Origin of the sequence: Chromobacterium sp. IRSSSOUMB001 (assembly GCF_023507765.1) — a bacterium.
GTDB classification, from domain to species: domain Bacteria; phylum Pseudomonadota; class Gammaproteobacteria; order Burkholderiales; family Chromobacteriaceae; genus Chromobacterium; species Chromobacterium haemolyticum.
Genome location: NZ_JALCYU010000011.1, coordinates 40,561 through 52,497 on the forward strand (window position 1 = coordinate 40,561; position 11,937 = coordinate 52,497).

The following is an 11,937-nucleotide window of genomic DNA, read 5'->3' on the forward strand; positions in this document are numbered from 1 at the left end:
CATGGGGTGGGTCAGGCCGGAGGCAGCGCGCTGAGGTCCCAGCGCGGCTTGATCGAGTAGCTGCCGGGGGCTTGAGCGTGTCTCAAGCGCATCGCGCCGGCGAAAGCGATCATCGCGCCGTTGTCGGTGCACAGCGCCAGCGGCGGATAGAACACTTCGAAACGGCGGCGGCGCGCGGCCTCGTCCAGCGCGGCGCGCAGCTGCTTGTTGGCGCCGACCCCGCCGGCCACCACCAGTCGTTTCATGCCGCACTGCTTGAGCGCGGCCAGCGATTTCTTGGTCAGCACTTCGACGATGGCTTCCTGGAAGGCGCGGCAGATGTCTTTGCGCGTTTGCTCGTCGATGTGGCCGTCGGCGTCGGCCACTTGTTTGCTCAGTGTCAGCACCGCGGTTTTCAGGCCGGAGAAGCTCATGTCTAGGTCGCCGGAGTTCAGCATCGGCCGCGGCAGGGTGAAGCGGGCCGGATCGCCTTCCTCCGCCAGCCGGGACAGCAGCGGGCCGCCGGGGTAGGGCAGCCCCAGCAACTTGGCGGTTTTGTCGAAGGCTTCGCCGGCGGCGTCGTCCAGGGTTTCGCCCAGGATTTGATAGTCGCCGACGCCGCGTACAGCCATCAGTTGGGTGTGGCCGCCGGAAACCAGCAAGGCCAGGAAGGGGAACGCCGGTTTGGGCTCGGCCAGCAGCGGCGACAGCAGGTGGCCCTCCAGGTGGTGGACGCCCAGCACCGGAATGTTCAGGCCGAAGGCCAGCGCGTTGGCCACGCTGGCTCCCACCAGCAGCGCGCCGCCCAGGCCGGGGCCTTGGGTATAGGCGATGGCGTCGAGGTCGGCCAGTGTTTTGCCGGCTTCGGCCAGGCAGGCTTCCGTCAGCGGAATGGCGCGGCGGATGTGGTCGCGGCTGGCCAATTCAGGCACCACGCCGCCGTATTCGGCGTGCATGGCCATCTGGGTGTGCAGTTGGTGGGCCAGCAGGCCGCCGTCTGTGTCGTACAACGCGACTCCGGTTTCGTCGCAGGAGGATTCAATACCAAGTACCAGCATGTTTGGGCGCAGCTCGGATATAGCGGGACAATCTTTCTATTTTACCGGTGAATCTTTGTTCGCCCAAATCCGGATGTTAGGCTAGGCCGTTTCGGGATTCCGACTACGAGGAGAAGCAAGGATGAAGGCCAGGCTGAAGTGGGTGGACGGCGTGTGTTTCCTGGGTGAGAGCGGCAGCGGTCATGCGGTGGTGATGGACGGCGCGCCGGAAGGCGGCGGAAGGAATTTGGGGCCGCGGCCCATGGAGTTGTTGCTATTGGGCACCGCCGGTTGCACCAGTTACGACGTGATCACTATTTTGAAGAAGGCGCGACAGCAAGTTAGTGATTGCTGGGTGGAGATCGATGCCGAACGCGCGGAGGAGGAGCCCAAGGTGTTCACCCGCATTCATTTCCACTTTGTGGTGACTGGGCGCGATCTGAAGGCGGAGACGGTGGAGCGGGCGATCAAGTTGTCGGCGGAGAAGTACTGTTCCGCCTCCATCATGCTGGGCAAGACCGCTGACATCAGCCACGATTTCGAATTGCGCGACGCCTGATGACGCTGCCGGCGGCCGGCGGGCCGGCCAGCAGGTCCGCCGCCAGGCTCAGCGCCGCCTCATGGTCCGGGCGGTGACGCAGCGGGTAGCCCCAGAACTTTTCAAAGCGCGGCGCGAACTCGTCAAGATAGCGCTGTTGCTCGGCTTGCGGAGCAATCACGATCGTGCCGCGTATCAATTGGCGGATCTGCAGCCGGTTGTCCTTGACCCATAGCGCCGCCATTTTGCGGATGATGCGCGCGTGCAGGTCCAGTTCGGTTGGCGCCGGTTCTTTGGCGATGAATACGAAGGGGTGTTGCTGGAGCAGCAGCTGGTCCAGGGTGGCGAAGATGTCGGTGGGCTGCTGCCCATCCGGGCGGCTGCGGTCCAGCCAGACGATGGGGAAGTCTTGAGCGTGGAATTGCATGGCTTTTTTGAAAATGATAATCAATATCATTATATCGTCAGCCACCTGACTTGTCATCTAGGTGGCGGTTGCGGCGCGGTCTTGAGATTCGCGCCGGCGGCCCCCATCTCTCCCGAGTCCCGCCACGGGAGCAACGCTTGGGTTGCCGGGCGTAAGCCGATACAATAGGCGGTTTTGCGCGGCTGCCGCTCCGGGGCCGCCATCGACGAAAAAGGCGCAGGGATGACTACCATCGTGGCGGTAAGAAAGGGCGATCAGATCGCGATCGCCGCCGACAGCCAGACCACTTTTGGCGACGACCAGAAGCTGTTGGCGGGCTATGACTGTTTCCACAACAAGATTTTCCAGCATGGGGACAGCTATTTGGCCATCTCCGGCTCGGCCGCCCACGATCTGGTGTTGCAAGGCGCGCTGAAAGAGTTGAAGAAAAAAGACCTGAGCAGCCGCCAGGGCATTTTCGAGACCTTCCGCAAATTGCATCCCAAGCTGAAGGACGGTTTCTACCTGCGTCCCGAAGAGGACGAGGAAGATCCGTACGAATCCAGTCAGATGATGGTGGTGATCGCCAACCGTCATGGGATTTTCGGGGTGTATCCGATGCGCGAGATTTACGAGTTCTCGCGCATCTGGGCGATAGGCTCCGGCCGCAAGTTCGCGATGGGCGCGATGTACGCGGTGTATGACCAAGCGCTCAGCGCGCGCGAAATCGCCGAAATCGGCGTGCGCGCAGGTTGCGAATTCGACGTCAGTTCTTCAATGCCAATGACGGTCTATACCGTAGAACTGGCGGCGGACAAGGAAAAGAAAGACATAGCATGAGCACACAAGACAGATTGCAACGATTTTTGTTTGACGGCGCGCCGGTGCGCGGCGCGCTGGTGAGGTTGGACGGCGCCTGGCAGCAGGTGCTGGCTCGCCGCAGCTACCCTCCTGCCTTGAAGAAGATTGTCGGCGAAATGATGGCGGCGGCCGAACTGATGGCCGCCAACCTCAAGTTCGACGGGGCGCTCATTCTACAGCTTCACGGCGCCGGCGCCCTGAAACTGGCGGTGGTGGAGTGCAACAACGACCGCACTATCCGCGCCACCGCAAAGTGGGACGAAGGCATTTCCGACGGCGCGTCCATCCAGTCTTTGCTGGGAGCTCACGGACGCTTCGTGGTGACCTTGGAGCCGCGCGTGGACAAGGCGCAAACCTGGCAGGGCATCGTGGCGCTGGAGGGTGACAGCATAGGCGAAATGCTGGAGAACTACATGCTTCGCTCCGAGCAGCTGGAAACCCGGCTGATCCTGGCCTCCAGCGACGAAACCGCGGCCGGCATGCTGTTGCAGAAGCTGCCGGAAGGTCATGGAGATCCGGAAGGCTGGGAGCGCATTCAGATGCTGGGCGCCACTTTGAGGGCGGACGAGTTACTGAGCTTGCCGGCCGAGGATGTCCTGCATCGTCTGTTCCATGAGGAAACGGTGCGGGTTTTCGATCAGGAAACGGTGAGTTTCGCCTGTAATTGCAGCCGGGAGCGCGTCGGCGACATGTTGAAGATGCTGGGCGGCCAGGAAGTGGGCGAGGTGCTGCTGGAGCAAGGCAGCGTGGAAATCGTCTGTGATTATTGCAATCAGCATTACGTTTACGACGAAGACGATGCCAACAGGTTGTTCGACTACGATGTGGTCGCTGCCGCGCGCGAGGCCAGGCACTGACGCATTACCGTTAGTTTGGCAACAAACTTTATTTTAAGCCGCATATGCGGCTTTTTTTACGCCCTTTTTTCGACTAAAAACAGGGTAAAAATACCAATGTTGTAATTATGGTTTAAATTGGAGATTTTATTTTAAACTAAATTTTCATGACGTTTGCTATTCGATATGATTTGACTTTCGCATTTCATTATTGATGCGACATTATCAATGTCTTGGATAGCGTCATGATAAAAACAGCTTCGCTCAGCAGCGTGCGCGCACTGAGTCTTTCCGTGATGGCCGCCGCCTTATTGGCCGGTTGCGTCAGCGATTCCGAAAAAACGGCAGTCAGCCAGCCGGCGCCGCAGGCCAATCTGCCGCAGGCCGGCCACTCTTCGCATTCTCCGGCTTTGTCGGAGAAACCATCCTATCCGCACGGCTTGCCGCCCGGCGCGCCGGCCGACGGCGCCGGTCCCGGCGCCAAGCCGCAAGGGCCGATGCAGCAGACCGGCGCGCGTCGCGCCAAGGAGGCCGCGGCCGTGCCGCGGTATGCCGAGTGCGACGAAGCCAAGCTGGGACTATTGTCCGGCGCTGCTTTGGCGCGTTATGTCGCCAGCGTAGAGGGTACTTGCATGAACCGCCTGTTCCAGGCGGACGCCTTCAGCTACCGGGTGGTGTCGCCGGCGAATATGCGCGAAGTGGCGGCCGAGGCCCGCGCCCGCGCGCAAAGCTGGGACGGCAAGAGCGCCAACGGCCTGTGGCCGCTGGCGGTGTTCCTGAAAGCCGGCTATTTCACCCAGTACAGCCACGCTGGGGAAGTGGGAGATTACGGTCGTCCGGTGGACGAGCCGGTGATGCAGGTCGTGAGCGCGCTGGCGGAAAACCCGGCGCTGTGGAGCGAGCCAGTGCGCGACGGCAGCGGCGATCGCGACGCCTGGTATCTGGCGACCGATCTACGTCAGTCCGTGGCGGAAACCATGATCCTGGCGGATTCGGTGCGCAAGCCGGAATACGCTTTGCCTTTGTTGCAGCGCTTCTTCGGCCGCTACAACGCCGCGGTTAAGAACAACTGGGCGCGCATCGCGCTGCATCCGATGCAGACCACGCTGTTCAATATGCATTACACCGATGGCTTCGCCGCCAAGGCGGGCGCCGGGCAACTGGATGCGCTGGCGACCAGCCTGGCAGGGCTGACCCGCGCCGGTCAGTCGGCCTTCGCCGATGAACAGATGTATCTGAACACCGTGCGCGAGACCGGCCGCTTCATGCAATACCCGCGTACCGCCAAACTGGCGGAGGACGCGGTGGCCGGCCTGCTGGGCGGCGAGAAGTTCGGCGCCTCGTGGGCGGAAGCGGTGTACGCGCTGAAGAAACTGGGCAAGGTGCCTTGCGAGCGCTACGGTATTTGCCAGGCGGAGCAGGAACTGAAAACCCATTTGTTCCCGCATAGCTGGAGTTTCGACAACGGCAATCTGGTGTTCGAAACCCCGCTGGCGCTGGCCGAAGTGGAGCCGCTGTACTACGCGATGAAGCAGGTGCAGGCGCAACTGGGCCGGGTCAGCGGCATCAGCCAGCCAGTGAGCGGCGACACCAACGCCAAGCTGCGCATGGTGATTTACGGCAGCAAGACCGCCTACCAGCGCTTCCAAGGCCTGCTCAATGAATTGTCCACCGACAACGGCGGCATTTACATCGAAAAAGACGGCACCTTCTACACCTTCCAGCGCGAAGTGCCGCGCGAGAGTTATCTGAGCCTGGAAGAACTGGTGCGCCACGAGTACGTGCACTATCTGTCCGGCCGCTTCATCCAGCCAGGGATGTGGGGCAGCTCCGAGTTCTACCGCGACGACCGCCGCATGGCTTGGTACGACGAGGGCTTCGCCGAATTCATGGCCTGGAGCACATCGCGCGACGGCATCAAGGTGCGCGGCCACGTGGTGGACGTAGTGGCCAATGGTTGGCCGCAAAGCTATCTGGAGCCATCCCGCATCATGCGTTCCAGCTATAGCGACGGTTGGGACTTCTACAGTCATTCCGCCTTGTGGTTCTACTATCTGAACCAGCAACAGCCGGGCCGCATCGCCGAGATCCTGGCTACGCTGCGCGCCGACGACGTCAAGCGCTTCGACGCCTTGGTGGCGGAAATGGGCCGCGACGCCAGCCTGGCACAGGGCTTCCAAGACTATGTGGGCCGTCAGGTGGAGGCGCAGCGCGCCGGCCAGTTGGGCAACACCTCAACCGAGCTGGGTGTGGACTGGCTGAAGCAGGCGCAATGGCAGGCCGGCGACGTTGCTGTGATAGAAGGCGCGATGCGCCGCTATCTGCCGGTGGCGTGCCGAGTGTGGGCCGACGGCGAGCGCAGCGCTCTGCGTCGCTTCGAATGCGACGGCGTGCTGCCGCTTCGTTCCGGCACCGCCACGCTGGCGCGTCAGGAGTTGGACAAAACCTTGGACTCCGCCTTGCAGAACCTGCTGCGCGGCAGCGGCGTCAACAATATGATGGCGCTTAACTGCGCGGCTACCGACTACGACTTCAAAGCCAAGCGCGCCGCGCTGCGTTGCGAAGGTCCGCTGGGGCCGGCCGCGTCGCAGCCGTCGCAACCCGGCGGCGGCGACGCTCAGCTGGGCCTGGCCAAACTCAGCTATTCCAGCCCTGTGCGTTGTTTGCGCGGCCAGTTGCAAGGCGTGGGCGAGCCGGACGGCTATAGTCTGGTGAGCGGTCCCAAGTTAGGCCGCGCCATCATGGCCGACCACGGCGCGTTCAACTACCGGCGCGATCAGGACCAGCCGGGCGTGGCCGACCAGATCACCGTGCGCGTGCGCAAGGGCGCGCAAACGCGGGACGTGGTAGTGCAGTTGCTGGCGACGCCGGTGAATATGTCGGACGAGGAGTGCTGGGCTCGCGCCGGTTGAGGCGTGCTCAATGTCTGCTGCGCTTCGGCGGGCAAGTTAGACAGGCGCGTTGAAAACATCTTCAGAATGCTCATGTACTGTATGACCATTCCGCTTCTTCAGCTGTTTTCGCCTTGTCTCGCCTTTGCTCGCAAGACATTGGAAGGGTTCTGAGCTGTGAATGAAAAGAGCCGGGAGATTCCCGGCTCTTTTTGTTTTAGAGTGTTTGAACCTGGCCCAGGTCCGGCCGCTCCAACCACGCCATGAAGGCATCCCCTAAGCGTTGGCTCTCGGCGGTGGCTTGGCGCCAGAAACGCTGGCGTTGCTCGTCCCGGCCCAGGTAGCGGTGGAAGTCGTTGCGGTCCGGCAACTTGCCGCCGGGCAGCCGCGCCAGGTAATCGCGCGACGGCGAGATCAGCACGGTGTTGGCGTGGTGGGTCGGGTTGGGCCGGCGCCAGGGCAGGAATTTGTCGAACCAGCCGGGCACGATGCGCTCGGTGAAGTGAGGGTACAGCACGATGTCGTCGCCCTGGGCAAAGGGGAAGTCCAGGTGGTAGTCGGTCAGGCCGCCGTCTCGATAAGTGGCCGCCGGGGCGCCCGGCAGCTGCACGCCGCTGAGCACGCCGGGAATGGCGATGGTGCCCATCAGCGCGGCGTCCAGATTGTCCGCCCCCAAGGGCTGGCACAGCGTGGGAATGCCGTCCTCGGGCTTGAAGCGCAAGGCGCTGCGGGGGTCATGGCAGATCACTCGGCTGAAAGCGTGGCGCAGCAGGCCGCGCGACACGGTGTTGAGCGCGGCGCTCAGCGCTAGGCCGCCCAGCAGCGCGGCGCGCGCTTCGCTGGCGAGCAGACCGTGGGAACGCACCAGCAACAGGCTAAGCTGATAGTGCGGGTGGTCTATCAGCGCGCTGCGCGCCGCCGGCGGCAGTATCTCATCCAGCATCAGGCGGGTCTGGCGGGTGATGTCGGTCACGCTGGAGTCTGCCGTGTAGCTTTCTTCGGTATAACGCGCGGCCAGGCGCGCCAGCGCCTGGCTCGGTTCGGCTTGCATCGCGCAGGCGAATCGCCAGCCGCCGATGGAGGCGCCGACCAGTTCGCGCCGCCGCGGGTTGCGGTTCAGCCATTCGAACACCGCCTGATCCAGGCCGGTGATGCCTATCGCCTTGGGCCCGCCGGCGGCGCCGGGCAGGGTGGCCACGCTGGCGGCGGGCAATCCTTGGCGCGCCAGCAGCTTGCGGGCGTGCGCGCCGGCCTTGATCACGAGGGGCGAGTAGGGAATATGGATGGCGGGCATGGGCTTGTATTCTGGACTGGGGTTGGCCAGCGCGGGGCGGTTTTTGGTATCCTACTCGGTTTCGATATTCATTCGCATCGGGCGGCGCGGCCGCCTTCAGGAGCACTGTCATGATACCCGTAAGCCAACTGGCCGACTATCTGCGCGAGCAGAGCCTGGAACTGGATCGCACCGAGCTGCAGATCGCGGTGTTGACCCTGTCCGCGGTGTTGAACGCGGACAAGCCGGCGGCGCGGCAGGATCTGTATCGTTACCAGGTGCCCAAACTGAGCGAGGATGGCAGTTGTTCTTTGTTCGAAGAACTGGCCGACGAGCCTTATGATCTGGCGCCGCTGTTCGGCGGCGAAAGTCCGGAAGCCACGGCGGCCTTGCGCAATCTGCACGCGCTGGTGGAGTCGGTAAACCATAAGGTGGGCGCGGACTGGCTGGGCGTATATCGGAAGATCGGCAAAGGCCAGCAGGCCAAGCTGGTCAAGCTGGCCTACCAGGGCGTGCCCAGCCGCGCCGAGTTTCCTTTGACCGAGGCCTTCGCCGAGTACAGCAACAACAGCCGGGTGGGGCTGACCGGCTGGGCGGTGTTGATCGAAGACGTCAAAGCCTGGCGCGCCGAGGGCGGCGGCTATTACGAGTGCGATCCCAAGGTGATGAGCGAGGTGTGCCTGCCGGTGCTGGGGCCGGACGATAATGTGCTGGGCATTCTGGATGCCGAGGCGTCCAGCGCCGGCTTCTTCACGCCGGAGCGGCTGGTGTGGCTGGCAGCGCTCGCCATCGTGTTGGCCGAGCCTTTCGCCGCCTTGCCTTTAGCGCTTGAAAATCCGGAAGCCGACCACAGTTAATAAAGATTATTGCGCGCGGATTCAGGCGTGCTTATCAGGTTTAGCGGAGAAATAATGTCATTGCCTGCTGTCGAGCTCAGCGCGGATGAGCCGAGAATGGAATATGTCGCCAGTTGCAAGCTGCCCACCCCTTGGGGCGAGTTCACCATGCATGGTTTTGAGGAAGTGGGCGGCCGCGAGCACGTTGCGCTGACTCTGGGCACGATAGACGACGGCGAGCCGGTGTTGTCGCGCTTGCATTCGGAATGCCTGACCGGCGACGCCTTGTTTTCGCTGCGCTGCGATTGCGGTTTCCAACTGGAGGCGGCCTTGTCCGCCATCGCCGCCGAAGGCCGCGGCGCGCTGCTGTATCTGCGTCAGGAAGGCCGCGGCATCGGCCTGATCAACAAGATCCGCGCCTACCAGCTACAGGACGGCGGCGCCGATACCGTGGAAGCCAACGAGCGGCTGGGCTTCCCCGCCGACATGCGCGATTTCCGCATTGCCCGGCACATGCTGGAGCAGTTGGGCGTGTCGCGGGTGCGGGTGATGACCAATAATCCGCGCAAGATCGAAACCCTGCGCACTGCCGGCATCGATGTGGTGGAGCGGGTGCCGCTGGAGGTGGGGCGCAATCCGCACAACGACCGCTATCTGGACACCAAGGCCAGCAAGCTGGGTCATATGTTGTTCAAGTGAACGGCCGCGTCTCAGCGGCGCAAACAGGATGTGAACGAACGGGAGCCGAGGGCTCCCGTTTTTCATGCCAGCGCCGCGATCCATTCCGGCCAGCGGGCGGCCAGCTCGTCCGCCTCCAGCGCGGCGGGGAAGGCCAGGCGTCGGCGCGCGGCGGCGATCTCATAGTCAATGCCGTGGCAATCGGCGCCCAGCAGTCGGACGTCGGCGGGAAGCTCGGTATTTTGTTCCAGCAACTCCGCTTCTTGCTCCGGCTCCAGCGCCGGGCCGTCAAGCCACTGCTCGGCCTCCAGCCAGCCCATGCGGCCGAAGCCTTCGATATAGCGCAACCGTCGCGGCTCCAGCCGGTAGAAGGTGAAATCCAGTTGTAGCCAGTTTTCGATCTCCGGCTGGTAGCGCAGGTGGCGGACCAGCTCCAGCGGGGTGGGCTGGAAGGGCTCCATATCGCCCAGCAGTGTCAGGCGCGCGCCGCTCTGGCTGGACTCCGCCGCCGGGTCCAGCAGCGCGATGCTGCAGCGCGGGTCGGCCCGCAGGTTTTTGCAGTGTTCGGCCAGCGCGCTGAGACAGAGCGTGGGCCGGTGGTGGGCGTCGGGCACGCAGGGTATCGGCGTGGCGTAGGGGTAGCCATCCAGTTGAGTGCTGTGAGTGGCCAAGCTGGCTTGGGCGCAACGGTGAAGTAGATGGATGGCGGCTGAGGGCGGGATTTTCATGTTTGGTTTCCGACGCGAAGTGGGCTCATCTTAGCCGGCGATGGGGCTAGGCGCAAAAAAGCCCCGGCGGACCGGGGCTCAAGGCGAGAGAGTGTTGCGCTTAAAACCCAGGGGTCCTGGCGATGAAGGCGTTCAGGTTGGCGATGTTCAAGCTGCCCCAGCCGGTGGTGTAATCCCAGCCCTTGGCGGCGCTGTAGGCGCCGTTGCTGCCGCTGGTGACGTCGTGGTACAGCGAGGGGTTGGCCTTGAAGTATTTGTAAATCGACGGCGCCGGCGAGTGGATGTTGTTGCCGTTGGCCGATTCGATCCGCGCCCAGAAGCCGGTGAACAGCGGAGCCGCCAAGCTGGTGCCGCCGATCTGCGAGGTGCTGCCGTTGACCAGCACCAGCGCGCCGCTGTTGGGGTCGGCGTCGAAGGAGACGTCGGGCACGCCGCGCTTGGTTTTGGAAATGGTCAGCACGCCGGCGCTGGTCTGCCAGGCAGGGGCGCTCTCGGTATAGCTGGGGCCGCCGCCGCCGCCGTTCCAGGTGCTCTCAGACAGATAGCCGGTTTTGCCGCTGGTGGACAAGGTAGTGCCTCCCACCGCGATCACGTAGGGCGACACCGCCGGGTAGCTCTGGCGCGCGGTGCGGCCGCCGCACTCGTAGGAGCCGGAGTCGCCTGTGGATACCGAGAAGGTCTGGCCCTGGGCTACCGCCGCCTGGAAGATCTGGTCGGCGCTGGCGGTCATGCCGTCGCTTTGGGCGCTGGTTTCGCATTCTCCCAGCGACACGTTGATCACCTTGGCCGTGCCGTCGCTGACCGCGGAGTTGAAGGCGGCGGTGATGTCGGCATTGGTCATCGACGGCGCAACGTAGAAGTTCATCTGTTGAACCGCGCCGCCGGCGGCGGCGAGGATGTCCTGGCTGTCCAGGTTCCATTCCTCGGTGCCGGAGGTGTCGCTGCTGGGCGTGCCGCTATTGATCACCGAGGTGGCCACCGTGCCGTAGCCGGCGCTGCCGGCGAAGTCCTGCAGATCGCTCAGCGTCTGGGTCAGGTCGCCCTCGGCGATGATGCCGACGGTGGTGTTGCTGGCCGGGGGCAAGCTGTTCGCGTTGTAGATGGACGGGAAGTCGGAGGGGGAGTGGCCGCTGACGCTGGCGGTCTTGAAGGCCTGCGGCGTGGGGTGGCGCAGCGCGGTGTGGAACTGGTGAACATTTTGCAGGCCGTGCACGGCCAGCACGATGTCGGCCAGCTGGCTGGGCACCTGAGCGTTGGCGACATTGGCGAAGGCTTGGCGACCGTTGATGTTGTAGCGGTGCAGCGAGGTCTGGAAGCCGGCCTTGACGGTGGCGGCGCTGCCGTCTGCGGTGATCAGCAGGCGGTTGGGCGCCACTTTGATGTTGCGGAAGCCGTTGGCCTGCAAATGTTTGACCACGGTCTGTGCCTGCGCCTCTGTGGGCGAGAAACGGTCCAGGAACTCGGTCTTGCTTAAGTAGTGCTTGCTGCCGCCTTGCAGGATGCTCTGTGTGAGCGTGTCCAGTTGCGCTTTGTTGCGCACTTTCAAGGCCACCGCGATGTGTACGCTCTGGCCGGCGGCGACTTCGCCGCTGTCCTGTGCTTGCGGGATCAGCGATTGGACCGGATGGGCCAGGGTGTTGGTGGATTGCCAGTTGAGGGTTGCTGCTTGCGCCGCGATGCTGAAGAAGGCGGCGGACACCAGTGCGGCAGTGTATTGCTTGGCAAACATTCACTTCTCCTCTGAAGAAGTACCGCGCGGGCCTGCTGTTTGGCATGGCCCTTGGACCAGGCTTGTAGTTGCTCGATGGCGCGCCTTTGGTCCAGGTTGGTTGCCCTTGGTGCGGAAGGGCTGCTCCCGATGGGGAACGCTGAAT

Annotated in this window: 11 protein-coding genes; 6 read left to right on the plus strand and 5 right to left on the minus strand. The window is 63.4% G+C overall.

Features of this window, described 5'->3' with window-relative positions:
- Positions 1-11: 11 nt before the first annotated feature.
- The gene (gene tsaD, locus MOV80_RS15370) at positions 12-1,037 is read right to left on the minus strand and encodes a tRNA (adenosine(37)-N6)-threonylcarbamoyltransferase complex transferase subunit TsaD (RefSeq protein WP_043592106.1); all 1,026 of its coding nucleotides are present in this window, start codon (positions 1,035-1,037) and stop codon (positions 12-14) included.
- A 121-nt stretch (positions 1,038-1,158) separates the two neighbouring features.
- On the opposite strand from tsaD, the gene MOV80_RS15375 reads away from it, so the two are divergent.
- Positions 1,159-1,575 (plus strand): OsmC family protein, encoded by a 417-nt coding sequence (locus MOV80_RS15375; protein ID WP_114154831.1) that lies wholly within the window; start codon positions 1,159-1,161, stop codon positions 1,573-1,575.
- Here the strand turns inward: MOV80_RS15375 and MOV80_RS15380 are convergent.
- Positions 1,544-1,981: a hypothetical protein gene (locus tag MOV80_RS15380; protein WP_249605283.1), complete on the minus strand. Its 438-nt coding sequence runs from the start codon at positions 1,979-1,981 to the stop codon at positions 1,544-1,546. The two genes, MOV80_RS15375 and MOV80_RS15380, sit on opposite strands and share 32 nt — an antisense overlap.
- A gap of 222 nt (positions 1,982-2,203) precedes the next feature.
- Here MOV80_RS15380 and MOV80_RS15385 point away from each other — a divergent pair, with 222 nt between their 5' ends.
- From MOV80_RS15385 to MOV80_RS15395, 3 genes are all read left to right on the plus strand, one after another.
- Complete coding sequence (locus MOV80_RS15385; RefSeq protein ID WP_019102624.1) at positions 2,204-2,800, plus strand: MFS transporter; 597 nt, start codon at positions 2,204-2,206, stop codon at positions 2,798-2,800.
- Positions 2,797-3,678, plus strand: a complete 882-nt coding sequence (gene hslO, locus MOV80_RS15390) for an Hsp33 family molecular chaperone HslO (protein WP_249605284.1) — start codon at positions 2,797-2,799, stop codon at positions 3,676-3,678. The genes MOV80_RS15385 and hslO overlap by 4 nt, the downstream gene beginning before the upstream one ends.
- A gap of 224 nt (positions 3,679-3,902) precedes the next feature.
- Positions 3,903-6,569 (plus strand): collagenase, encoded by a 2,667-nt coding sequence (locus MOV80_RS15395; protein WP_052052087.1) that lies wholly within the window; start codon positions 3,903-3,905, stop codon positions 6,567-6,569.
- 196 nt (positions 6,570-6,765) lie between these two features.
- Here MOV80_RS15395 and MOV80_RS15400 read toward each other — a convergent pair whose 3' ends face one another.
- Entirely contained in the window at positions 6,766-7,842 is a 1,077-nt protein-coding gene (locus MOV80_RS15400) for a hypothetical protein (protein WP_043592109.1), read from the minus strand.
- Positions 7,843-7,952: 110 nt separating this feature from the next.
- On the opposite strand from MOV80_RS15400, the gene MOV80_RS15405 reads away from it, so the two are divergent.
- Together MOV80_RS15405 and ribA are read left to right on the plus strand one after the other, a co-directional pair.
- A complete protein-coding gene (locus MOV80_RS15405) occupies positions 7,953-8,678 on the plus strand; it encodes a GAF domain-containing protein (protein WP_043641525.1) in 726 nt (241 codons plus the stop codon).
- Between the two features lie 96 nt (positions 8,679-8,774).
- Positions 8,775-9,356 (plus strand): GTP cyclohydrolase II, encoded by a 582-nt coding sequence (ribA, locus tag MOV80_RS15410; protein ID WP_019104318.1) that lies wholly within the window; start codon positions 8,775-8,777, stop codon positions 9,354-9,356.
- Positions 9,357-9,418: 62 nt separating this feature from the next.
- Here ribA and MOV80_RS15415 read toward each other — a convergent pair whose 3' ends face one another.
- On the minus strand, positions 9,419-10,063 hold the full coding sequence (locus tag MOV80_RS15415) for a pyridoxamine 5'-phosphate oxidase family protein (protein WP_019104317.1): 645 nt from the start codon (positions 10,061-10,063) through the stop codon (positions 9,419-9,421).
- Between the two features lie 100 nt (positions 10,064-10,163).
- Positions 10,164-11,792: a S53 family peptidase gene (locus MOV80_RS15420; RefSeq protein ID WP_249605285.1), complete on the minus strand. Its 1,629-nt coding sequence runs from the start codon at positions 11,790-11,792 to the stop codon at positions 10,164-10,166.
- Positions 11,793-11,937 lie beyond the last annotated feature (145 nt).